Raw genomic sequence first — 23,175 nt, 5'->3', positions numbered from 1 at the left:
TCACCTGTTACAGTGGGTGGGTATTCGGCGGGTGCGAGGAGAGTGCGCGATGACCGTTCCGACCCTGGACGTGGACCGTTCCGACCCCGAGTACCGGGCCTGGCTGAAGGAGTCGGTGCGGCGCGTCCAGGCCGACGCCAACCGCTCCGCCGACACGCACCTGCTGCGCTACCCGCTGCCCGCCGAGTGGGGCATCGACCTGTACCTGAAGGACGAGTCCACCCACCCCACCGGCAGCCTCAAGCACCGGCTGGCGCGCTCGCTGTTCCTGTACGGCCTGTGCAACGGCTGGATCCGTCCCGGCAAGCCGGTCATCGAGGCGTCCAGCGGCTCCACCGCCGTCTCCGAGGCGTACTTCGCGCAGCTGATCGGCGTGCCCTTCGTCGCGGTGATGGCCCGCTCCACCAGCCGGGCCAAGATCGAGCTGATCGAGTTCCACGGCGGCCGGTGCCACCTGGTGGACAACCCGTGCGAGGTGTACGAGGCGGCCACCGCGCTGGCGGCGGAGACCGGCGGCCACTACATGGACCAGTTCACCTACGCGGAGCGGGCCACCGACTGGCGCGGCAACAACAACATCGCCGAGTCGGTGTTCGCGCAGCTGCGGATGGAGCCGCACCCGGAGCCGGCCTGGATCGTCGCCACCGCCGGCACCGGCGGCACCTCCGCCACCATCGCCCGGTACGTGCACTACATGCAGTACGACACCCGGATCTGCGTCGCCGACCCGGAGAACTCCTGCTTCTTCGACGGCTGGGTGCACCGCGATCCCGGTGCCACCTGTCCCACCGGCTCCCGGATCGAGGGCATCGGCCGGCCCCGGATGGAGCCGTCCTTCGTGTCCGGCGCGATCGACCGGATGATGCGCGTCCCGGACGCCGCGTCCATCGCCGCCGTCCACCTGCTGGAGGGCGTCCTCGGCCGGAAGGCCGGCGCCTCCACCGGCACCGGCCTGTACAGCGCGCTGAAGATCGTCGCCGAGATGCGGGCCGCCGGCCGCACCGGCAGCGTCGTGACGCTGATCTGCGACCCCGGCGACCGCTACCTGGACAAGTACTACTCGGCCGAGTGGCTGGCCGCGCAGCGGATCGACCCGGCGCCGCACCGCGCCGCCCTGGAGGCGTTCCTCGCGGGCGGCGACTGGTCGGACGGCTGAGGCGGCGTCAGCTGCTTCTCCCGGCCTTCTCGGTGAGCACGAGCCCCGCGACGAGCAGCATGACCGCGGCCGTCGCGTAGTGGACCCCGAACGCCATGGCGGTGCTGCCGTGGTGGGTCAGGATCGTGGTCGCGTCGCCGATCGGCACGGCCGCGATGACCAGCATCGCCCAGCCGGAGGCGCGGCGGTGCCCGAGCAGCAGCAGGGCCAGCGGGACGAGTCCGGAGACCACGTCGCGGATGCCCTTGGTGATCAGGAAGGTCGCCGCGTCGCCGTGCGGCCAGGCCGGCATGCCGAAGCCGGCGGCGGTGGACTCCGGGGAGACGATGTAGCTGAGGCCGAACCAGAGCGGGAACAGGCCCAGCAGGACCGTGCCGACGGTGGCGAGGCGGACCCGCAGGCGGCCGGCGGTGGCGGGCGCGGTGGTGGCGATGGACATGGTGGTTCCCCCAAGAACGGTGTGAAGTGGTCCGCGCCGCCCGCTGGTTAGCGGCGCTAGCGACGTGAACAACGCTAGACCGACGGACCGTCAGTTGTCTAGCGCTGCTAGGATTCCGGGCATGGCTATCAAAGAACGCAGGGCGCGCGAACGCGCCGAACGCGAACAGCTGATCGTCCGGGCCGCCCGCGAACTCGCCGAGGCCGAGGGCTGGGACGCCGTCACCACCCGCCGCCTCGCCGAACGCATCGAGTACAGCCAGCCCGTCCTGTACAGCCACTTCGCCGGCAAGGACGCGATCGTCGCCGCCGTCGCCGTCGAGGGCTGCGCCGAACTCGCCGTGGAGCTGCGCGCCGCGGCCGCCGGCGCCGCCGAACCGCGGGCCGCGTTCGCCGCCGTCGCCCGCGCCTACCTGGCGTTCGCGGAGGCCAATCCCGCGCTGTACGACGCCATCTTCACCATGGCCGTCCCGCTGCCCTTCGGCACCCCCGAGGCGCCCGCCGCCCTGCACGAGGCGTTCGCCGCGATCGCCGACCCCGCGACCGCGAGCGCCGCCGCGGCGGGCCTCGACCCGGCCGGCTACACCGAACTCGCGTGGTCCGCCCTGCACGGCATGGCCACCCTCGCCCGCGGCGGCCGACTGCGCCCCGAACTCGACGACAGCCGCATGGCGGCGTTCACCGCCGTCTTCTGACGGCCCGTCGGGCGCAACCGCCCGGGCGCGCCGCCCGTCCGAGCAGACGGGCGGGCGCACCCGGCGCCGCCCGCGAAGGGGAGACGCCATGAACATGCTCGGACGCCCGGCCACCGCGATGCTCGGGGCGGCGGGTTCGGCGGTCGCCGCACTCGCCACCGTCGCGATCCTGGCCGGCAACTGGCGGGGCTGCGACGCCCACCTCGAACCCGGCTCGCTCGCGGCGCTGAACCTCCTGCTCCCGGTCCTCTTCGCCGCCCTGGCGTTCGGCGGCGCGCTGACCGGCTCCCTCACCGACTGGACCGGGCTGCGCCGGCGCTCCGGCAATCCGGAGCTGGTCCGCCTGCTGGGCGTCGGGGCCGGCATCGTCCTCACCGCCGTGGTCCTGCTGGCGGTGCTCACCGTCCCCGCCGACCCGTCCGGCTGCCCCGTCCCGTAGCGGACGCTGGTTACGGAGCGTCAGGTGTCAGGGGCGCAAAGAGACGGTATAGGTCCGTGATCAAAGAAGTAAACAAGTCATGAAGATCGCATGAGAGCATGTCCAGTCAGTCCGGGTACGCACCGAGCCCGGTGGCTGGGAGGACGCTCGACCCATGGCGCAGACTGACGGGATGTCGGCCGCACCGGAGACCGCACCGGACGCCCCTGCGGCCGCACCGGGCCGGGCCCCGAAGCCGCGCCGCCGGGGCCGGCGGATCCTGCTGATCGGCGGCGGCGTGGTGCTCGCGCTCGCCCTGGCCGCCGGCGGCACCGCACTGTGGACGTACCGGCACCTGGAGGGCAACCTCGACACCGTCGACATCGACAAGGCGCTCGGCGCGGACCGGCCGGCCGTACTGCCCACCGGCGCGCAGGACATCCTGGTGCTCGGCTCGGACTCCCGCAGCGGCGACAACGGCGAACTGGCCGGCGGCGACGTCGGCGGCACCGCGCGCTCCGACACCGCGATGCTGGTGCACATCCCGCAGGGCCGGGCCGACGCCACCGTGGTCAGCATCCCCCGCGACACCATGGTCGCCCGCCCCGCCTGCACCACCGCCGCCGGCAAGCAGGTGCCCGCCGCGCCCCGGGTGATGTTCAACTCGATCTACACCACGGCCGGCCCGGCCTGCGTGGTGAAGACCGTCGAGACCATGACCGGGCTGCGGATGAACCACTACGTGGAGATCGACTTCGCCGGGTTCAAGGAACTCGTGGACGCGATGGGCGGGGTCGAGGTCACCACCGACGCCCCGATCGACGACAAGTACAGCGGCCTGCACCTGCCGGCCGGCACCCACACCCTGGACGGCACCCAGGCGCTCGCCTTCGTCCGCACCCGCCACGGCATAGGCGACGGCAGCGACCTCGGCCGGATCGGCCTGCAGCAGAAGTTCCTGCTCTCCGTCCTGTCCCAACTCCAGCGCAAGGGCACCCTGTCCAGCCCCACCAAGGCGTACGGCGTGGCCGACGCGGCCACCAAGGCCCTCACCACCGACACCGACCTCGGCTCGCTCAACGGCCTGCTCGACTTCGCGCAGAGCATGAAGGGCCTCCGGCCCGAGCGGATGAAGACCGTGATGCTCCCCGTCGTCACCGACCGGATCGACCACAACCGGGTGGTCGCCGACGAGGCCCGCGCACCGAAGCTCTGGCAGGCGCTGCGCGAGGACAAGCCGGTCCCGGCCGCCGCCGGCTGACGGAGGAACGGATCCGTGCCCGCCCACCGCCCCAGGCTGAGCGTCGTCGTCCCCTTCCAGGACGTCGAGGCGTACCTCGCCGAATGCCTCGAATCCATCGCCCGGCAGTCGTTCCGCGACTTCGAGGCGATCCTCGTCGACGACGGCTCGACCGACGCGTCCACCGACATCGCCCGGGCGATGTGCGCCCGCGACCCGCGCTTCAAGCTGATCCGGCAGGACCCGCACGGCCCGGGCCACGCCCGCAACACCGGCCTTCGCGCCCTGCACCCCGACGCCGAGTTCCTGGTCTTCGCCGACGGCGACGACGTGGTGCCCGAGCACGCCTACGAGGTGCTGCTGCGCACCCTGGAGGAGTCCGGCTCGGACTTCGTCTCCGGCAACGTGCAGATGATGAACTCCACCAAGAAGTGGCAGTCCCCGCTGCACAAGGGCCCGATGGCGGCCAACCGGCGCGGCACCCACATCACCAAGTTCGACAAGCTCATCTACGACCGCACGGTGTGGAACAAGCTGTTCCGGCGCAGCTTCTGGGACTACTACTTCATCGAGTTCCCCGAAGGCGTCCTCTACGAGGACTCCTGGGTCAACATGTTCGCCCACTTCCGGGCCGCCAAGGTCGACACCATCACCGACGTCGTCTACTACTGGCGCCGCCGCGAGGGCAACGCCGCCCCGTCCATCACCCAGCGCCACCACGAACTCGACAACCTGCGCGACCGGGTCTCCGCCGTGCTGTCCGTCAGCCGCTTCCTCGGCGGCCACCGCTCCCGCACCTTCGCCGAGTCCAAGCGCAAGTACGACCTGGCCTGCCTCACCTCCGACCTGATGCTCCATCTGAAGGCGCTGCCCGACGGCGACGAGGAGTACCGGCACTCCTTCGTCCAGTGGGCCAACGAGTTCCTCGACGAGGCCGGCGAGGACCTGATCGACGAACTCCCCGCCGAAGCCCGCGTCAAGTGGTGGCTGGTGCGCCGCCGCAAGCTCCAGGAACTCCTCGACGTCGTCGAGTTCGAACGCCGCGGCGGCCCGATGCCGGTCCAGCGGCGCTTCCACCGCTACCTCAAGTACCCGCACCTCGGCGACCGCCGGGTCGGCATCGGCCGCAAGGCGTACCGGCTCGGCAAGGAACTCTCGCTGCACGGCTCGATCGGCGAAGTCCGATGGGACGGCGACCGGTTGGAGCTCTCCGGCAGCAGCTACATCCGGTTCGTCAACGTCCACAAGCGGCACATGTCGGTCAAGGCGCTCGCCCTGCGCAACAAGAAGCAGGGCCGGATGCTGCTGGTCCCCGCCCGCACCGTCTACGCCCCGCAGGCCACCGAGCACTCCAACCAGAACCGCTACTGCTACGACTGGTCCGGCTTCACCGCGGTCTTCGACACCGGCCGGCTCAAGCAGAAGGGCCAGTGGGTCGAAGGCACCTGGGACGTCGCCGCCGGCGTGCTCAGCCGCGGCCTGTTCCGCTACCGCGGCCTCGACCGGGGCACCGTCGGCAGCGCCGCCAACCCGCCCTACCGGTACGTCGACAAGAACACCCGCGTGCTGCCGCTGTTCGTGCAGAACCGGCTCAAGCTCCGCGTCGAGATCGTCCGCTGCCGCATCACCGGCCACCGCATCACCGGCGAACACCTCGAACTGCGCGGCGTCCACCTCGGCCCCGCCGTCCCCGAGAGCGGCCAGCTCCGGCTGGTCAGCCTCGGCGGCGCCGGCCGCACCCAGGCCCCCGTCCGGTTCACCCCCGGCGGCGACGGCTGGTGCACCTTCACCGTCCGCGTCCCGCTGCGCAGCCTGGTGCCCGCCCACCGCAGCGACGCCGCCGACGACGCCGTCCCGCAGTCCTGGGACCTCGGCGCCAACGGCTGGAAGACCACCTTCCACGTCGCCGGCCGCAAACTGACGATGTACCCGGTGATGGCCGAGGAGACCCCCGACGGCCACCACCGCCTCCCCGACAGCCTGCAGACCCCCGACCGCGACCGCGAACTCGTCGTCCACCGCAACGGCGCCGGCTACCTCGTCCTGTTCGAACGCGCCACGCTGCCGCTCACCACCCGCTACGGCTGGGAGGACGACGGCACCCTGGAGATCGTCGGCCGCTACCACGCCCTGCACCTGGTGCCCGCCGACCGGCGGCACGAAGTCCACCTGGTGCTGCGCTCCCGCGCCCAGGGCACCGAACGCGCCGTCCCGCTCGAACTCGCCGGCGAACACTTCCGGGCCCGCTTCGCCCCCGCCCGGATCCGCACCCTGGCCGGCACCGTCCCGCTCGCCGCCGGCCGCTGGGACCTCTACCTGCGCCGCCAGGACCCGGCCCGCACCGCCCCCGAGGACCGGCTGCCCGACCTGATGCTCAAGCTCGACCAGGACGCCATCCCCGGCCTCCCGCAGGCCGCCGAGAGCGACGGCCGCGGCTACGAACTCCAGGCCGAGAGCTACGACCGGCTCTCCCTCCAGGTCCACTCCGCGATGCCCGACCACGCCCGCGGCCCCTACCGGCAGAAGCTGCTGCGCACCAAGGCCTACCCCGCCGCCCGCCAGCAGCCGGTGAAGCCCGCCGTCCTGTTCGACGCCTTCAAGGGCACCCAGTACTCCGACAGCCCGCGCGCCGTCCACGAGGAACTGGTCCGCCGTCAGGTCCCGCTCGACCACCTGTGGGTGGTCAAGGACGACCAGGTCGACGTCCCCGGCACCGCCCGCGCCGTGCGCATGTGGTCGCCCGAGTGGTACGACGCCCTCGCCACCAGCCGCTACATCGTCGCCAACAACCACCTGCCCGACTGGTTCCGCAAGCGCCCCGGCCAGGTCGTCGTCCAGACCTGGCACGGCACCCCGCTGAAGAAGATCGGCCACGACATCGAAGCCGTCCACTTCGCCGACAAGCGCTACCTCGAACGCCTCGCCGTCGAGGTCGAGAACTGGGACCTGCTGGTCTCCCCGAACACCTTCTCCACGCCCATCCTGCGCCGCGCCTTCGGCTTCCCCGGCGAGATCGTCGAATCCGGCTACCCCCGCAACGACGTGCTGCGCAGCCCCGACGGCGGGCGCCGCGCCGCCGCCGTCCGCCGCCGGATCGGCATCCCCGACGGCAAGCGCGTCGTGCTGTACGCCCCCACCTGGCGCGACGACCAGTACTACGCGCCCGGCCGGTACAAGTTCGACTTCCGGATCGACCTCGACGACGCCCGCGCCCGGCTCGGCGACGACCACGTGCTGCTGGTCCGCCGCCACCCCAACGTCGTCGACCCCGTCCCCGGCGCGGGCGACGGATTCGTCCACGACGTCTCCGACTACCCCGACATGGCCGACCTGTCGCTGATCACCGACGTGATGATCACCGACTACTCCTCGCTGATGTTCGACTTCGTCAACACCGGCCGGCCGATCCTGTTCTTCACCTACGACCTGGAGCACTACCGCGACACCCTGCGCGGCTTCTACTTCGACTTCGAGAGCAGCGCACCCGGGCCGCTGCTCGCCGAGTCCGCCCAGCTGATCACCGCGATCCGGCACGCCGACGAGGTGCGGGCCCGCTACGGCGAGCGCTACCGGCGCTTCCGGCGGGACTACTGCGACCTCGACGACGGACACGCCGCCGCCCGGCTCGCCGACCGCCTGCTGGCCGCCGGCGGCGACCTCGACGCGCCGGCCGCGCCCGCCCCGGCCGGGCCGCCGGCCGTGCCCGACACCTTCGAGGGCATCCCCTGGCCGCTGCCCGCCCACCTCACCGCCGAACCCGACCCCGAGGGAGCCGCCGACCGGCTCCGCGACCTGCAGAGCATGCGCAGAGGAACGGAATCCCACCGTGTCTGACCAGACCCGCCCCAGCCGCCCCGTGGTCGAGGGCCGGGACGACAGCGGGCCCGTCCCCGTCGAGTACCGCTTCAGCCACGCCCGCAACGGCACCCGGCACCTCGTCGTGGTGTTCGCCAACTTCTCCGCCCGCGACGAGTACGGCTTCTCCAACGGGGTCCTCGACCAGGTCCGCGCCAACATCCTGTGGATCCGCGACCTGTTCGACGGCGGCAACACCTACTACCTGTGCAAGGACATGGACTTCGGCGTCGAACGCTCCGTCGCCGCGCTGATCGCCAGGTTCGCGCACGCCCTCGGCCTCACCGCCGACCAGGTCACCATGTTCGGCGGCTCCAAGGGCGGCACCGCCGCGCTCCAGTTCGCGCTCCGGCACGGCTGGGGCAACGCCCTCGCCGTCGTCCCGCAGTTCCGGATCGGCACCGCCCTGCACGAACGCCGGCCCGCGGCCGCCGCGCTGATGATGGGTCAGGTCACGCCCGAGAAGATCGCCGCCCTCGACGCCGTGATGCCCGAACTGGTCGCCGGCAGCCCGCACCGGAACACCAACGTCTACCTCGTCACCTCGCCGCAGGACGAGCACTACGGCCGCCAGGTCGCGCCGTACGTCGACCTGTTCCGCGACTACCCGAACTTCAACCTGGTGTTCAACGACTCCCCGCTGATCACCGGCCACGACACCGTCACCGCCCGCACCCTGCCGCCCGTCATGGGCCTGCTCAACCTGCTCGTGGCCGGCATCGCCCCGCGCTTCGGCCAGGTCCGCACCGGCGGCGAACAGCCCGACCGGGACACCGCCCCGATCGACGCGCTGCTCGCCGCCACCGAGCGCTTCCCCCGCCCCCGGGTCACCCACCCCGCCCCCGGCACCACCGTCCCCGGGCACGCCGTCGCCGTCGGCGGCCACGCCCCCGGCGCGGCCCGGGTCAGCATCTGGCTGAACGGCAAGTACATGGGCTCCGCCCAGACCGACGCCGAGGGCCGCTGGGAGCGGCGCTTCAGCCGCCCCTGGGAGGCCGGCGAGTACACCCTCAAGCTGTTCGGCGTCGCCGCCGACGGCGAGCAGAGCCCCCGCACCCGGCACACCCTCACCGTCACCGAACCCGCCCCGCCGCTCGCCGCGCCGGTCGTCACCGAGCCCGCCGACCACAGCTACGTCCCCGGCCCGGCGGTCCGCCTCACCGGCCACGCGATCGACGCCGAACGGGTCGAACTCGCCATCGGGGACCACGCGTTGGGCTCGGCCCCGGTCGAGGACGGGCTGTGGACCTGGCAGCCCGCCTGGGAGTGGCGCGGCGGCGGCCACACCGTCGACGTCCGCGCCGTCGCCCCCGACGGGCGCGTCTCGCCGCCCGGCCAGGTCACCTTCGTGGTGGCCGGGGCGCTCGCCCGCAACGCCAAGCTGCAGGAGCGGTACGGGGACTGACCGCCCGTCGGGCCCCGGGTTCGGTCAGAGGGCGGCGGCGACCGTGAGCAGCTCCGCCCGGTGGTCGGAGAACCCGGTGTCCACCTGGGAGCAGCCGTGCCGGGGCAGCGCCGTGAACAGGTAGTCCAGCTTCAGCCCGTTCTCGTGGGTGGCCGCGAAGCCCGACCGCTGGCCCGCCGACTCCTGGTCGCACTCCCGGACCGCGTCGAAGTAGCCCGCCGGCCAGATCCAGGCGTCCTTGTTGCGCGGGCCCGGCGGCGAGGAGTTGAAGTCGCCGCCGAACACCGAGCCCGCCGCGCCGGCCGCCGCCAGCAGCGCCGCCAACTGGTCGTCCCGCAGCTCCGCGGGGCGGTCCGAGCGGTCGGCGGGCGGCAGCGACAGGTGCGCGACGCACACCCGCAACGGGGGCGCCGCCGGCGCCGCCGGGACGGCGGTCGCGCACAGGATGCCGCGGTGCAGGCCCGGCGCGGGCTGCGGGGACTCCACCGGGGCGACGTCCGTGAGCGGAACGGCCGCGAGGATGCCGAACCCGGCCTCGCCGCGCCCGGCGCCGCAGTCGACCGGCGTCTCCGCGCCCGCCGCGTCCACCTGCCGGTACGGCTCGAACGCCAGCTGCCAGGCCGCGCCGAGCCCGGCCCGCGCCCGGTCCAGGTCCCCCCGGCACGCCTCCTGCACCAGCACCACCCGCGCCCCGTGGTCCTGCGCCAGCGACCGCAGCGCCTTCGCCTTCTGCTCCCCGCCGCCGTACTCGCCGCAGCCCCAGGCGGCCACCCCGCACGTGTTCCAGGTCGCCACCGTCAACCGCGGCCCGTCCGGCCCGTCCGCCCCCACCAGCGACCGGGCGCCGTGCCGCACCGCGGGCACCAGCCCGAGCAGCAGCACCCCCGCCACCGCGCCGAGGAACACCCGGCGGCGGCGCCGCGGACGCGGCCCCGAGATGCTGGCGTAGTAGGGCGGCACGACATCCCCCGAGCGCTGAACGGTGACGGCGACCAGCATAACTTCGATCCCGAACCGTCCCGCCGCCGGTCCTCCGCCCCTTCCGCCGCCGGCGCCCGCCGCCGCACCCCTGCCCGGCCCGGACGGCAACGCCCCGGCCGGGCAGGCGGGTTGGGGATCTCAGCGGGGCGGGCCGGCCGGCCGGGTGCAGGCGGCGAGGGTGTCGGCGAAGGCGGTGGTGAGGCGGTCGGGGCGGGTGCGGGTGTAGGCGGCGAACGGGCGGCGGATCGGGGGGTCCGGGCGCAGGACGGCGGCGTCGAGGGTCGGCGGGAGGACGGTGGCGGGGACGAGGGCGGGCCCGAGGCCGGCGGCGGCGAGCATGGGCGCGGCGGAGGTCTGCTCGGTGCGGACGGCGGCGCGGGGGTGGAAGCCGGCGCGGGCGCAGGACTGGTCGAGGAGTTCGGCGAGGCCGTGCCCGGGGGCGTAGTGGACCCAGTCCCGGTCGGCGAGGGCGGACAGCGCGAGGGCGCCGCCGGGAGAGTCGGCGAGCGGGTCGTCGGCCGGCAGCACCAGGGCGAACTCCTCGACGCCCAGCTCGCGGACCGGGCCGTCCCAGTCGGCGGGGACCGGCCCGACGGCGAGGTCCGCGCCGCCGGCGGCCATCGCGGCGCGCAACTGCTCGGCGTGCGGGTACTCGCGCAGCCGGATCCGGACCTCGGGGTGCTCGCGGCGCCAGGCCCGCAGGACCGCCGGGAGGATGCCGAGGGCGAGCGAGTGGATGGTGGCGACCTCGAGTTCGCCGTCCTCCAGGCCGGCGGTGCGGCGGGCCGCCGCGTGCAGGCGCCGGGCGTCGGCGAGGACGGCGCGGGCGTGCGGCAGGACCGCCCGGCCGAGCGGCGTGGGGCGGACGGCGCGCGGGAGGCGCTCCAGCAGCGGGCCGCCGAGCGCGGATTCGAGGGCCCGGACCTGGTGCGACAGCGCGGGCTGGGTGACGTGCAGCTGCTCCGCGGCCCGGGTGAAGGAGCCGGTGTCGACCACGGTGACCAGGTACTCGAGCTGTCGGAGCGTTGCCATGCAGACAGTTTATGGGAGTGGTGAAGAAGAAGCCTTGGACGCATGGGCCGGGCCCGGCGAGGGTGGAGGGGTCCCCGAACGAAGGAGTTGCCCCATGTCCGAGTCCCTCGCAGGCCGCCGCGTCCTCGTGGTCGGCGCCGGTTCGCGCACCGGCCGGGCGGTCGCGCACGCCGCGTCCGCCGCCGGCGCCGAACTGGTGCTCGCCGGGCCCGACCCGCGCAAGCTGGAGTGGACCGCCGGCGAACTGGCCGGCCCGTCCGCCGTGGTGCCCGTGGACCTGTCCGACGAGGCGTCCGTCGAGGCGCTGGCCGCCTCGGCCGGGCGGCTCGACCACCTGGTGTCCACCGCGGGGATGCCCGCAAACGGCCCGCTGAAGGACCTCGAACTCGCCGACGTCCGGCGGGCGTTCGACGCCAAGGTGATCGGCCCGCTGCTGCTCGCCAAGCACCTCGCCGGGCAGTTCGCCGAGGGCGGCTCGATGACGTTCTTCTCCGGCGTCGCCGCCTGGCGCCCCGCGCCCGCCCGCACCGTGATGGCCACCACCAACGGCGCGCTGGCCTTCCTGGTGCAGGCCCTCGCGGTGGAACTCGCCCCGCTGCGCGTCAACGCCGTCTCCCCGGGCATCGTCGACACCGGCTCCTGGGACGGCCTCGGCGCGGGGAAGGACGAGTTCCTCCGGCAGGTCGCCGCCCGCAACCCCGCCCGCCGGGTCGGCGCCCAGGAGGACCTGGTCAAGGCCGTCCGGTACGCCATCGACAACCCGTACGTCACCGGCACCGTCCTGCACGTCGACGGCGGCGGCCGGCTGGCCTGACCGGGCCCGTCAGCCCGGCAGGTCGGCGGGCACCAGGAGCTGGAGGTCCTCCGTGGTCGGGTCGGCGAGCTGGGCGACCCGGGAGGCGTGCCGCTCGATCATGCTCTCGAAGACCTGCCGGGCGGTGCGGCCGTTGCCGAAGCCCGCGCCCCGGTCCAGGCCGGTGAAGTGGGCGTGCAGCGCCGCCTCGGTGGCCTCGTCGAGCTGGTACTCGTGCTCGGCGGCCTGCGCCCGGGCGATGTCGAGCAGCTCGTCGGCGGTGTAGTCGGGGAAGGTGACGGTCCGGGAGAAACGCGAGGACAGGCCGGGGTTGGCGGCGAGGAAGCGCTCCATCTCGGCGGTGTAGCCCGCCACGATGACCACCACCTCGTCCCGGTGGTCCTCCATCAGCTTCACCAGGGTGTCGATCGCCTCCCGGCCGAAGTCCCGCCCGCCGTCCTCCGGGGCCAGCGCGTACGCCTCGTCGATGAACAGCACCCCGCCGCGCGCCTTGTCGAACGCGGCGGCCGTGCGGATCGCGGTCGAACCGATGTGCTCGCCCACCAGGTCCAGGCGCGCCACCTCCACCAGGTGCCCGCGCTGCAGCACGCCCAGCGCGGCCAGGATCTCCCCGTACAGGCGGGCGACCGTGGTCTTGCCGGTGCCCGGGGAGCCCGTGAACACCAGGTGCCGGCGCGGCGACGAGGCCTTCAGGCCCGCCCGCTGCCTGGCCCGGCCGACCGAGATCAGGTCGATCAGCGTCCGCACCTCCTGCTTGACCGTCGCCAGACCCACCAGCGCGTCCAGCTCGGCCAGCACCACCTCCGCCGGACGGCAGTCCGGAATCGGCGCGATCACCGCCGACGACGGCGAGGACGGCGACGACGGCGATGACGACGTCAGCACGGCCGGCGCCAGCGCCGCCAGCGGCGGAACCGGATCGGTCGTCCGCGGTGCGGGGACGGCCGCCGGGGCCGGAGCGGGCGCCACGTCGTCCGAGGTGCAGCCCTCGGCGACCGGGCCCGGCTCGGAGAACTCGAACCCGGACCGGGCGTTGCGCTCCGCCCGGCAGCGCACCAGCCTGGTCCGGCAGCCGTCGATCACGTGGAAGCCGAAACCGCCGCCCTGCGACACCCGCACCGCGTCGAACTCGCCGCGCCCCTGCGCCGACACGTACACCCCGGCCTCGCTCGCGCCGCGCACCGTGCACTCGCGCAGCACCGGATCCGCGCCCTTGGTGACGATCACGCCCGTGGCCACGTCGGCGATCTCACAGTCCGTCAGCAGCCCGCCCGAACCGTGGTCGCGGAACCACAGGCCGGTGCCCGCGCCCTGGATCCGGCACCCCGACAGGTCCGCACTCGCCCCGCCCGACACCGACACCGCCGAGGAGCGGACCGCCGTGAACGAGCAGTCCCGGGCCGACGCCGACGACCCCTGGTCGAGGACGAACAGCGCGTCCGGCAGGTCGTCCAGCGCGCAGTCCACCAGCTCCAGCGCGGCGCCGTCGCTCACCCACAGCGCCGGGTAGTCGCCCTGCGCGGAGTGGAACCGGCAGCCCTCCGCGAGCACCTTCGTCCCGCCGTCCCACACCGACAGCGCACCCCGCCCGAACGCGTGCACCACCGACTGGCGCATCGTCAGCTTCGCGCCGCCCCGCAGGTCCGCCGCGTTCTCCGGCACCTCGTGCACCCGGCAGGACGACAGCTCCAGCTCCGCCCCGGTGTCCAGGCTCAGCCCGTTGCCGGCCACCCGGTGCACCGTGCAGTCCGCCAGCCGCCCCACCGCCTGCGCCTCGGCCTGCACGCCCGAGCCGCGCACCTCGTACACCTCGCAGCCGGTCAGCTCCGCCAGCGACCCCGGATCGGCCAGCAGCACTCCCGCGCCGCCCGCGTGATGCACCCTCAGCCGCTCCGCCCGCACCCGAGAACCGGACAGCACCGCCAGACCGCTCTGCCCGGCCGCCGAGATCTCGCAGTCCAGCAGCTCGGCCTGCGACCGCGCCCGCAGCCGCACACCCAGGCCGGACGGGTTCTCCACCGTGCAGGACACCAGCTGCGCCCGCGCGCCGTCGGCGAGTTCCACGCCCACCGCCGACGAGGTCTCGATCCGGCAGTCCGCCAGCACCGCGCCGTCCGCCCCCGCCACCAGCACCGCCGGGGCGCTGCGGTCCGAACCCTCCACCGTCAGGCCGCGGACCGTCGCGCCCGCCGTCACCGTCAGCGCGGTGCCGCCGCGCACCGCGCTCTCCGGCGGCGAGATCCGCACACTGCCCGGGCCCTGCTCGGCGACCAGCGTCACCGGCTTGTCGACCAGCACGGCCTCGTGGAACAGCCCCGCCCGGACCGTCACGGTGTCACCCGGCTCGGCCACCTCCAGGGCCTCGCGGAGCGTCGCGTACTCGCCGCTGCGCCGCCGCCACCGGGAGGCGCTGTCCTGCGTGACCCGGACCCTGAGCTCACCCATGACGATCTGTCATCCCCGCCTTCGTCGTGCGTCGAGACGCTGCGCGATCACCCCCACCGTAGCGCGCGAGGCGGACCGGACCGTCGCCCGGTTCAACGAACGAGCCGGGGGGTGGTTCCGGGTGTCCGCCCGGGCCGCGGCGGGGGCCGGTCAGCGGCGGTCCGGCAGCGGCGCCTCGACCGCCTCCAGGACCTCCACCTCGTCGCCGACCGTCACCGTGCCCAGCACCTCGGCCGCCGGGACCGGACGGACCGGGACCAGGTTCTGCCCGAACACCAGCTTCTGGCCGAACCGGTGGTGCCGGCCCAGCGCGCGCAGCGGCTCCGGGCCGCGGCGCTCCCCGGTCTCCTGGTCGGTGGTGGTCACCACGCAGCGCCCGCACGGCTTCGCCACCCGGAACTCCAGGCCGCCGACCCGGATCCGCCGCCAGCCGTCCTCCGCCCACGGCTCGGTGCCCGCGACCACCAGGTTCGGCCGGAACCGCTCCATCGGCAGCGCCGCGCCCTTCCGCCCGTCGCCCGGGTGGTCCTCGGCGATCCGGGCGTTCAGCTCGGCCAGCGAGGCGGTGGTGGTCACCAGCAGCGGGTAGCCGTCCGCCATCGACACCGTCTCGTCGGGCGCCGCGTACTCCGGGTTGATCGGGCGGCTGACCTCCGGCCGGTCCAGGTGCACCAGCCGCACCTCGCCGAGCTTCGCCGGCAGGTGCTCGGCCAGCCACGCGGAGGTGTCCGCGGCGGCGGCCGCGGCGGAGAAGACGGTGCCGAACACCGAGACCGTCGCCTCCGGGGCGCCCCCGGCCAGCGTCGGCACGGCGAGCGTGTGGGTCGCGCCGTCCGGCGCGGTCAGGGTGAGCGAGGCGCCGTCGGCGGACGGCAGCGGGCGGAACTGCCCGATCGACGGCTCGTCCCGCTGGGTGAGCGCGACGCCCTCCGCGTCCACCAGCATCCAGCGGCGGTCGCCCGCCAGCCCCCAGGGCTGGACGTCGGCGGACGACGGGCTGAGGCGGTACATCGACTTGACCGGGTACAGATGGAGGGAGGCGAGGTGCGGCATGCGGCCCATCCTGCCAGAGTCCCTCCGGGCCACGGGGGTTGCCGGCGCCCCGCCCCGGATGCGCGGAACCCCGCGCCCTGGTGGGGACGCGGGGTTCCGTGTCGGACCTATGAGACCTTGCCCCCGTGGGGAGGGGTGCTGCCGTTCGCTCCCGGTCAGCCCGCCTGCGGGTACTGGCGGTACTGCGGGTACTGCTGCGGGGCGTTCGGCTGGGCCGGGCGCAGGGTGTTGCCGCCGAAGGACTGGTCGGCGAACGTCTGCTGCTGGCCGGCCGGCTGGGCGCCGAACTGCTGGGCGCCGAACGGCTGCGGGGCCAGGTTCGGGGCGAAGCTCTGCGGCGCGGAGGCGAAGGAGTTCGCCGGCGCGGCCTGGTACGCCTGGGCCGGCTGCGGGTAGGCCGGGGCGACCGGGCGCTGGCCGGGCAGGAACGGCTGCGGCGGCACGGGCGCGGCCGCGTAGCCGGGCTGCACCGGGATGTGCGGGGCGGGCGCCGGGGCGCTGCTCGGGCCGGGGCCGAGGGCGAGTCGGGCCGGGGGCAGCGCCGGCAGGTTCGACCCGGGGGAGTCGAAGCCGGAGCCGAAGCCACCGGAGCCGAAGCCGTCGGTGAGCCCGCTGCCGTAGGCGGAGGACCAGGAGGTGGCCGGGAGGGCCGGGGGCACGTTGATGGGTGCGATCTGCGGGATGCCGCGCTCTGCGACCAGGCTGTCGTAGATGGGCGTGCCGGAGGAGAAGGACGGAGAGGGGTAGCCGACTCCGTCGTAGGAGCGGGGCGAGGTCATGGGGCATACCGTAAGCCCACAGCATGCCCGCTGAGGAGAGCGGGACGGCCTGGAGTTCAACTGTTTACAGACTCTTCGCGCGCTCAAATCGGACAATACTGGAGCTAGTTGGGCGAAGGGGTGGTCCATTTCGGCCATCCCCGGCGTACCGTCCGTGGACGATCCGCAGGTGGTCGTGATCCAAAAGGCTCCCCTGGGCGTAGGAAAAGGATCAGTAAAGGTCGTGTTAAGGCTGGAGCGGTCGTCATCGGGCGGTGAACGGCCGGTGGGGCCGGACGCCGGTGAGCTTGCGCCAGCGCTCGCACGCGGACTGCCAGGCCTCTTCGGCCTCCGCGATCGCGGGGTCGGCGTCCTGCTCGGCCCGGACCTCCGCCAGCCGCCGGTGGGCCCGGTCCACCTCCGCGGTGTCCGCGCGGACCTCCGCGAGCGCCGCCTCGGCGGCGGGGAGCTTCGCCTCGCACTCCAGCCGGTAGCGCTTGGCGTCCGCCACGCCGTCGTGCACGGCGACGACGAAGGCCCGCACCTTCGCCGAGGTGAATTCGTCGTGCGGGAACTCCAGTTCGCGCTGCCGGCCGTCGGGGAGCACCAGGTGGACGCGGGTGGCGCCCGCGGACTCGTCGGTGCGCAGCGAGATCCCGTCGAGCGGATGGTCGGCGGCCCGCCCGTCGGTGGTCAGCACCAGCTTGTGCTCGAACAGGCGCAGCGCGCCGAGGGCGCCGCGCTCGGCGCCCCGGCCGGGGTCGCGCAGCCGGTCGACCTCGGCCTGCGCGGCGGCGATCCGGCGACGGTGCGCGTCGGCGGCCCGGTCGGCGTCGCCGCGGGCGGCGGAGACGGTGCGCCGGGAGGCGTGCAGGACCTCGCACAGGTGGTGGCGGGCGGCGTCCAGCCGGTGCCGGTCGGCGGCGTACCGGGGCTCGAAGGCGTAGCGCCACGCCCCGGGGTACTGCAGCCAGCGCCACAGGACCGCCGCCGCCAGGGCCGCCGCGATCACGGCCAGCCAGCCCAGTACGCCCATCGAGCCCTCCCCGCACGGTGGTTGACGCCCCTTCGGCCGGGGCGCCGACCGTGACGACTACCGGCATCCGGCCGGGGGCGTCAAGCCGCGGCGATCCGGGGCGCCGGGTTCCGGACAGGCGTCGGCCCGGGCGGCGGGGCCGTCCGGGCCGGGGGGTGCGGGGCAGGGACTCAGCGGGTGGCGGTCGCCGCGGCGGCGGCGGCCTCCGCGGCGGCGACGGTCGCGGCGGTGGCCTGGGCGGGGAAGCCCGGCCGGCCGGCCAGTTCGCAGGTGCAGTGCGCGCAGCGGGTCGCCGCGGCCGGCACCGTGCTGAGGCACTCGGGGCAGTCGGCCTTGGCCACCGGGGTGTCCTTGACCGGGTTGAAGCGGTTCTGCAGCTTGCCGACGGGCATCACGACGGCGAAGTAGATGACGGCGGCGACCAGCACGAAGCTGATCAGCGCCTGCAGGAAGGCGCCGTAGGGGAAGGTGACGTCGGCGACGGTGAACGCCTCCTTGCTGAAGTCGCCGACCGCGCCGGAGGCGACGCCGACGAGCGGGGTCAGGAAGGCTGCGACGAAACCGGTGACGACGGCGGTGAACGCGGCGCCGATGACGATGCCGACCGCGAGGTCGACCACGTTGCCGCGCAGCAGGAAGCTGCGGAATCCCTTGAACATGCTCGCCATCCTGACGGGCCAACCTCCCGGCGGTCCAACCGAGTTCACCTGATCCGACTAACGGCCGAACCGCTTTGCGAGGCTCGGTCAGACGTCGTGCAGCGCGGCCCGCACCTCCGGCGCGAAGGACCGGACACGGACCACCGCGTCGGCGACCCGGCGAACGGTCGCCGCGTTCATGTGCGACCACAGCGGGACGGTCAGCACGGCCTCGGCCAGCCGGTCGGTGCGCGGCAGCTCCTCGGCCCGGCCGAGGTGGGCGTAGGCGCGCTGCCGGTGTACGGGCGGGTGGAAGTAGCGGCGGGTGTCGATGCCCTCCGCCTTCAGCGCGACCGCCAGCTGACGGCTGGTCAGGCCGAACGCGCCGGCGTCCAGGATCAGCGTCAGGTCCTTGAAGGTGGAGGTGTCGCCGTCCTCCGGCAGGGCGAGGCGCAGCCCGGGCAGGCCGGCGGTGGCGCGGGCGAACCCGGCGACCAGCGCGCCCCGGTGGGCGACCCGCTCGGGCAGGCCGGCCAGCCAGGCCAGGCCGACTGCGGCGTGCAGTTCGCTCATCCGGGCGTTCAGGCCGGGGAACAGGGTGTCGTAGTCGCCGGGGTTGCCGTAATCGCGGGCGGTGCGCAGGGTGGCGGCCAGGGCCGCGTCCCGGGTGGCGACCAGGCCGCCCTCGCCGGCCACCGCGACCTTGGTCGGGCTCATCGAGAACACCTCGGCCAGGCCGAAGCCGCCGATCGGCACGCCGCGCCGCGCCGAGCCGAGGCCGTGCGCGGCGTCGTACACCAGCGGCACCCCGGCGGCGTCGGCGACCCGCTGCAACTCCTCGACCTGGCAGGGCGTTCCGTACACGTGGGTGGCCATCATCGCGGCGGGCGCGTCGGCCGCCTTCAGCCGGGCCTCGGCGTCCGCCGGGTCGAGGGTGATGTCCTGCTCGCGGGCCTCCGCGAACAGCGGGGTGCCGCCCGCCCAGTGCGCGGCGTGCGCGGTCGCGGAGAACGTGAAGCCCGGCATCAGCACCGGGCGGCGGCCGTCCACCCCGGCGGCCTGCAGGACGAGCATCAGGCCGGCCGTGCAGTTGGACACCGCCACCACGTGCGGCACGCCCAGCAACTCGGCCGCCCGCTCCTCGAGTTCGCGGACGGTGGGCCCGTTGGTGAGCATCCCGGAGTCGAGCACCTCGGCGAGCCGGCCGAGCAGCCGTTCGCGGTCGGGCACCCGGACCCGGGTGAGCGGCAGGCCGTCGGGGAAGGCGGGCGCGCCGTCGAGGACGGCGGGGCGCAGCTGGTCGGTCGTCATGTGGTCGATCCCCCCTGGGTTCGTGACACGGTGTCCGGTGCGCCGACGGCGACCGGCGGTTCGGGCCCTGGGCCGCCGCCCCACTGGCCGGGCTGCACCCGCCACACCGGCGGCCGCCGGCGGCGCGCCACCGGGCCGGAGCCGGCCGGCCGGGGGATCGCCAGGAGCACCAGGACCAGCGGCAGCACCTGCACCCGTTCGCGGGACAGGATGCCCATGTTGTTGATGGTGGAGAACGCCCAGCAGAACAGCAGCGTGTACACCACCGTGAAGGCGACGTAACTGCGCCGGACGAAGAGCTTCGGAACACGCGCCAGTTGGGGCCAGGCGCGGACGAACATCACCAGCAGCGCGAAGCACTCCACCGACTGGACCAGGTTCTGCACGTTGGACGCCTCGAACGGGAACGGCCGGAACAGCACGCTGACCACCGACACCGGCAGCCGCGCCGGGTTCAGGCTGAACGCGGGCGCCGGATCCTCCGCCGTCGCCGCGTTGATCACCGAGGACCCCTGGGAGGTGCGCCGCGAGGTCTCCGACAGCACCTGGTTGACGGCGTCCCCGCCGGTCCCGTCGGTGCCGAAGAACGTCGACACCTGCTGCAGCATCAGCATCACGCCGGCGCCCAGCACCGCCACCGTCAGCACCGTGCGCAGCGGCCCCAGCGCCGACACCTGCCGCGGCCGCTTGCGCAGCACGTACGCCACCGTCAGGCCCGCGCCCGCCAGCACCGTGACGTGCGGGCGGACCATCGCGGTGCCCAGCGAGCCCGCCGCGATGCACACGAACGCGCCGAACCGCCGGTCCAGCAGCCGGGCCACCCCGTACGTGGTCAGGCCCAGGCAGAACATCATCCAGGCGTCCTTGCCGATGCTGGACGGCCAGAACAGCAGCGACGGCAGGAAGAACACCAGCTTCGCGTAGCGCCGCGAGTCGGCCTCCGGGAAGGCGATCTGCAGCGCCCGCCAGAAGAACAGCAGCCCCCAGAAGCCCAGCCAGGAGAACACCAGGAACCCGCCGACCAGGGTCGGCCCGGTGACCGCGTAGACCACGCCGGTGACGATGACGACGAAGCCGGTCCCGGCGACCTTCATGCCCAGGTCGTAGTGCAGCCCGCCGAGCAGGTCGGTGGTGGTCAGGTACTCGGCGAGCTCCGAGCCCTTCCGGTCGTACATCTTGGCGTCCGCCGCGCCGCCGTACAGCACGAACGCCATCAGGTAGCGCGGGAACGCGCAGAACAGCTTGGCGCCCATCGCCACGATCAGCAGCTTGAACACGCCCCGCTCCGGGTTGCCCGCCGCCACCCGGGCCAGGATCGGCGTACCGATCGCCATCAGCGCCGGCGCGACCAGCAGCGCCCCCCAGGTGTCGTACGTGGTGTGCACCATCGCCAGCACGAACACCGTCACGTAGCCCATCACCAGCGCCCAGGCCAGCGCCGTCAGCCGGCCGCGCCGCACCGCCGCGCGCAGCCGCAGGACGGCCGGCCGCGCCGCCGCCATCAGAAGACCTCCAGGTCGCCGAGGCTGAACCGCCAGTCGGCGAGGGTGCGTTCGGCCGGCAGCGGACCGGTCGGGGTGCGCGCCGCCAGCACCATGCCGGTGCGCGGCGCGGTCACGCAGCCCGCCCGCAGGCCCGCCAGCGCGGCCTCGGTGCCCGGCGCCAGATGGGTCGCGGCGTGGTCGCAGCCGGAGCCCGCCGCGGCCCGCAGCAGCGCGGCGGCGGCCGACCGGTCGCCGGGGCGGACGATCAGCTCGGCCAGCGTGAACTCCGCCAGCGGCCCGCGCCGCCGGGGCCGGCCGAACGCCAACCCGACCAGCTCGCCGCCCCGTTCGACCGTCACCACCCGGTAGTCCAGACCCGGCGCGGCACCGTACCGCCACGCCAGGTACCCGGCGGTGCGCACCGTGTGCAGCCGGCTCTCCGCGGCGTCCGCCAGCGCCCGCTCCGCCAGCAGCTCCGGCAGCCGCGGATCCGGGAACGCGAACCAGTCGGCGGCGGAGGGCAGTTCGCAGCGCGGCGGCCCCGAAGGACCGGGCCGGCGGGCCAGCGCCGCCCGCGCGCCCCGGGCGAACGACACCGGCCGGGCCACCCGCAGCGCCACCGGCACCCGGCCCAGCTCCCGCCAGCCCATCCGCAGATAGCCCGGCAGGCTGTCGCGGTTCGGCGTGTTGAACACCAACTCGGCCTCGCCCGCGACCTGTTCGAGCAGCGCCAGGGTGAGCCCGCGGAAGATCCCGCGCCCCCGGAAGTCCGGATGCGTCGCGGTGTCCACCGGCCGCACCGCCGCCACCTCGCGGCCGCCCGCGCCCCGCCACGACCAGCGCAGGAACAGCCGCACCCCCGCGATCCGCCCGCCCGGGGCGACCGCGACCAGCCCCGGGCTCGACCCGAACGGGTTCGCCCGGTGCTTCCAGTCGAAGAACTCGGTGCTGCGCCGCCCCGTCGGGCCGCCCGCCAGCGACGCCGTCAACAGCTCAAGGACCGCCGGAACGTCCGCCGACTCCAGCCCGCGGTACGTCAGTTCAGCGCTCACGTCGTGCTCGTCCCCTCCGGACTCAGCGGGCCAGCACCCGTGCGTACACCCGCTCGATCGCCCGCTGCGCGCCCGCCACGTCGAACGACTTCGACCGCTCCCGGGCCGCCGCGCCCATCCGCTCCCGCAGCCCCCGGTCGGCCGCCAGGCCGTCCAGCGCGGCCGCCAGCCGCGCCGGATCGCCGGGCGCGACCAGCCGGCCCTCCACCCCGTCGTCCAGCACCTCCGGCATGCCGCCGACCCTGGTCACCACCGACGGCAGGCCGGAGGCCATCGCCTCCATCAGCGCCACCGGCAGGCCCTCCTGGCGGGAGCTCAGGCAGAACACGTCCCAGCCCGGCAGCAGCGCCGGCACATCGGCCCGGGAACCCGCGAACAGCACGCCGTCGCCCGCCAGTTCGCGCAGCCGCGGCTCCAGCGGGCCGGTGCCGACCAGCACCAGCCGGGCGTCCGGGCGCCGGCGGCGCAGCAGCGCGAACGCGGCCAGCAGCGACGCCTGGTCCTTCTTCGCCGTCAGGTTGCCGACCGTGCCGACCACCAACGCCTCCTCCGGGAGGCCCAGTTCGGCCCGGGCGGCGCGGCGCGCGGCCGGGCCGGACGGCGCGTCGCCGAGGTCCGGGCCGTGGTGCACCACGGTCAGCCGGCCGCCCGGGAGGCGGCGTCCGATGCCCGCCGCCACCGCGTGCGAGACCGCGATCACCGCGTCGTTGCGCCCGTAGGTGAGCGCGTTCGCCCAGCGGGTCGGCAGCCGGTAGCGCTCCCACAGGTTGTGCTCGGTGTGCACCAGGCGAGGCGTCCGCCGGCCGGCCGTCAGCAGGCGGGCGGCGACGGCCGGCACCGGCATGTGGGTGTGCACCAGGTCGTACCGGCGCTCCGCCAGCAGCGCCCGCAGCCGCAGCGGCCAGCGCCGGCCCGGCGCGCCGCCCAGGCAGTGCACGGCGACGCCGGCCGCCTCCAGCGCGGGCGCCAGCGCGTCCTTGTGCGGCAGCACGTACGCCACCTCGACCGCCCAGCGCGAACGGTCCGCGTGGCGGGCGCAGTTGACCAGCAGCTGCTCCGCCCCGCCCCGCCCCAGGCCCTTGGCCAGCCAGAGCACCCGGGCCGGGCCGGTCACCGGTCCTCGCCCAGGCGCAGCTGGAGCGTTGTCTCCACCGGCTCCTCCGGCGGCAGCTCGGCCGGCCGGCGGCCCCAACTCGTCGCCCCGTCGCGGCGGTCCGGGCCCTCGCCGTACACCGGCGGGCGCGGCTCGGCCGGCCGCTGGTGCTCGCCCGGGCGGCGCTGCGGCTCCACCCGGTGCGGCGGCTCCCCGCGGCGCGGCGGCTCGGTCCGGCGCTGCGGCTCGGCGCGGCGCGGCGGCTCGGCGC

At 74.6% G+C, this 23,175-nt stretch carries 19 protein-coding genes and 1 pseudogene; 7 read left to right on the top strand and 13 right to left on the bottom strand.

The genetic code is table 11. The annotated features are described in order from the left end of the window. The first annotated feature begins 49 nt into the window (after positions 1 to 49). Positions 50 to 1,156 carry a PLP-dependent cysteine synthase family protein gene (locus ACFV1L_RS31680; RefSeq protein ID WP_380372489.1) on the top strand — a complete coding sequence of 369 codons (1,107 nt, stop codon included), beginning with the start codon at positions 50 to 52 and terminating at the stop codon, positions 1,154 to 1,156. A gap of 7 nt (positions 1,157 to 1,163) precedes the next feature. Here the strand turns inward: ACFV1L_RS31680 and ACFV1L_RS31675 are convergent, their stop codons facing one another. Then, positions 1,164 to 1,595 (bottom strand): DUF4267 domain-containing protein, encoded by a 432-nt coding sequence (locus tag ACFV1L_RS31675; RefSeq protein ID WP_380372486.1) that lies wholly within the window; start codon positions 1,593 to 1,595, stop codon positions 1,164 to 1,166. A gap of 121 nt (positions 1,596 to 1,716) precedes the next feature. Here ACFV1L_RS31675 and ACFV1L_RS31670 point away from each other — a divergent pair, with 121 nt between their 5' ends. The 5 genes from ACFV1L_RS31670 (at position 1,717) to ACFV1L_RS31650 (ending at position 9,207) form a co-directional block, all read left to right on the top strand. Then, positions 1,717 to 2,289, top strand: coding sequence for a TetR/AcrR family transcriptional regulator (locus tag ACFV1L_RS31670; RefSeq protein ID WP_380372483.1), 573 nt, complete (start codon positions 1,717 to 1,719; stop codon positions 2,287 to 2,289). Positions 2,290 to 2,377: 88 nt separating this feature from the next. Further along, complete coding sequence (locus ACFV1L_RS31665) at positions 2,378 to 2,728, top strand: hypothetical protein (protein ID WP_380372480.1); 351 nt, start codon at positions 2,378 to 2,380, stop codon at positions 2,726 to 2,728. A 154-nt stretch (positions 2,729 to 2,882) separates the two neighbouring features. Further along, the gene (locus ACFV1L_RS31660; RefSeq protein WP_380372479.1) at positions 2,883 to 3,968 is read left to right on the top strand and encodes an LCP family protein; all 1,086 of its coding nucleotides are present in this window, start codon (positions 2,883 to 2,885) and stop codon (positions 3,966 to 3,968) included. A gap of 15 nt (positions 3,969 to 3,983) precedes the next feature. Beyond that, positions 3,984 to 7,781 carry a CDP-glycerol glycerophosphotransferase family protein gene (locus tag ACFV1L_RS31655; protein WP_380372476.1) on the top strand — a complete coding sequence of 1,266 codons (3,798 nt, stop codon included), beginning with the start codon at positions 3,984 to 3,986 and terminating at the stop codon, positions 7,779 to 7,781. Next, the gene (locus ACFV1L_RS31650) at positions 7,774 to 9,207 is read left to right on the top strand and encodes a hypothetical protein (protein WP_380372473.1); all 1,434 of its coding nucleotides are present in this window, start codon (positions 7,774 to 7,776) and stop codon (positions 9,205 to 9,207) included. Before ACFV1L_RS31655 ends, ACFV1L_RS31650 begins: the two co-directional genes overlap by 8 nt. A 24-nt stretch (positions 9,208 to 9,231) precedes the next feature. Here the strand turns inward: ACFV1L_RS31650 and ACFV1L_RS31645 are convergent, their stop codons facing one another. Next, positions 9,232 to 10,206 (bottom strand): endonuclease/exonuclease/phosphatase family protein, encoded by a 975-nt coding sequence (locus ACFV1L_RS31645; protein WP_380372471.1) that lies wholly within the window; start codon positions 10,204 to 10,206, stop codon positions 9,232 to 9,234. Positions 10,207 to 10,326: 120 nt separating this feature from the next. Further along, positions 10,327 to 11,220, bottom strand: a complete 894-nt coding sequence (locus ACFV1L_RS31640) for a LysR family transcriptional regulator (RefSeq protein WP_380372468.1) — start codon at positions 11,218 to 11,220, stop codon at positions 10,327 to 10,329. Between the two features lie 94 nt (positions 11,221 to 11,314). On the opposite strand from ACFV1L_RS31640, the gene ACFV1L_RS31635 reads away from it, so the two are divergent. Further along, on the top strand, positions 11,315 to 12,034 hold the full coding sequence (locus tag ACFV1L_RS31635) for an SDR family oxidoreductase (RefSeq protein ID WP_380372465.1): 720 nt from the start codon (positions 11,315 to 11,317) through the stop codon (positions 12,032 to 12,034). A gap of 9 nt (positions 12,035 to 12,043) precedes the next feature. Here the strand turns inward: ACFV1L_RS31635 and ACFV1L_RS31630 are convergent, their stop codons facing one another. The 10 genes and pseudogenes from ACFV1L_RS31630 to ACFV1L_RS31585 all read right to left on the bottom strand — a co-directional run. After that, positions 12,044 to 14,479 (bottom strand): right-handed parallel beta-helix repeat-containing protein, encoded by a 2,436-nt coding sequence (locus tag ACFV1L_RS31630; protein ID WP_380372464.1) that lies wholly within the window; start codon positions 14,477 to 14,479, stop codon positions 12,044 to 12,046. A gap of 150 nt (positions 14,480 to 14,629) precedes the next feature. Beyond that, positions 14,630 to 15,532 carry an MOSC domain-containing protein gene (locus ACFV1L_RS31625; RefSeq protein WP_380372461.1) on the bottom strand — a complete coding sequence of 301 codons (903 nt, stop codon included), beginning with the start codon at positions 15,530 to 15,532 and terminating at the stop codon, positions 14,630 to 14,632. 155 nt (positions 15,533 to 15,687) lie between these two features. Continuing rightward, positions 15,688 to 16,311: a DUF6643 family protein gene (locus ACFV1L_RS31620; protein WP_380372458.1), complete on the bottom strand. Its 624-nt coding sequence runs from the start codon at positions 16,309 to 16,311 to the stop codon at positions 15,688 to 15,690. Between the two features lie 244 nt (positions 16,312 to 16,555). Further along, the gene (locus ACFV1L_RS31615) at positions 16,556 to 17,326 is read right to left on the bottom strand and encodes a hypothetical protein (protein ID WP_380372456.1); all 771 of its coding nucleotides are present in this window, start codon (positions 17,324 to 17,326) and stop codon (positions 16,556 to 16,558) included. Between the two features lie 170 nt (positions 17,327 to 17,496). After that, complete coding sequence (gene mscL / locus ACFV1L_RS31610; RefSeq protein WP_380372453.1) at positions 17,497 to 17,985, bottom strand: large conductance mechanosensitive channel protein MscL; 489 nt, start codon at positions 17,983 to 17,985, stop codon at positions 17,497 to 17,499. A gap of 87 nt (positions 17,986 to 18,072) precedes the next feature. Then, positions 18,073 to 19,275: a DegT/DnrJ/EryC1/StrS family aminotransferase gene (locus tag ACFV1L_RS31605; RefSeq protein ID WP_380372450.1), complete on the bottom strand. Its 1,203-nt coding sequence runs from the start codon at positions 19,273 to 19,275 to the stop codon at positions 18,073 to 18,075. Then, positions 19,272 to 20,777, bottom strand: a complete 1,506-nt coding sequence (locus tag ACFV1L_RS31600) for a hypothetical protein (protein ID WP_380372448.1) — start codon at positions 20,775 to 20,777, stop codon at positions 19,272 to 19,274. The genes ACFV1L_RS31605 and ACFV1L_RS31600 overlap by 4 nt, the downstream gene beginning before the upstream one ends. Next, a complete protein-coding gene (locus tag ACFV1L_RS31595; protein WP_380372446.1) occupies positions 20,777 to 21,811 on the bottom strand; it encodes a GNAT family N-acetyltransferase in 1,035 nt (344 codons plus the stop codon). Before ACFV1L_RS31595 ends, ACFV1L_RS31600 begins: the two co-directional genes overlap by 1 nt. 22 nt (positions 21,812 to 21,833) lie before the next feature. After that, a complete protein-coding gene (locus ACFV1L_RS31590) occupies positions 21,834 to 22,925 on the bottom strand; it encodes a glycosyltransferase (protein ID WP_380372443.1) in 1,092 nt (363 codons plus the stop codon). Continuing rightward, positions 22,922 to 23,175: pseudogene (locus tag ACFV1L_RS31585) on the bottom strand (hypothetical protein); the annotation flags it as partial. The pseudogene ACFV1L_RS31585 and the gene ACFV1L_RS31590, both read right to left, overlap by 4 nt.

This window comes from Kitasatospora sp. NPDC059646, assembly GCF_042734615.1.
Classification (GTDB): Bacteria; Actinomycetota; Actinomycetes; order Streptomycetales; family Streptomycetaceae; genus Kitasatospora.
The sequence above is the reverse complement of the archived record's forward strand: the minus strand, read 5'-3'. Positions and strand labels throughout refer to the sequence as shown.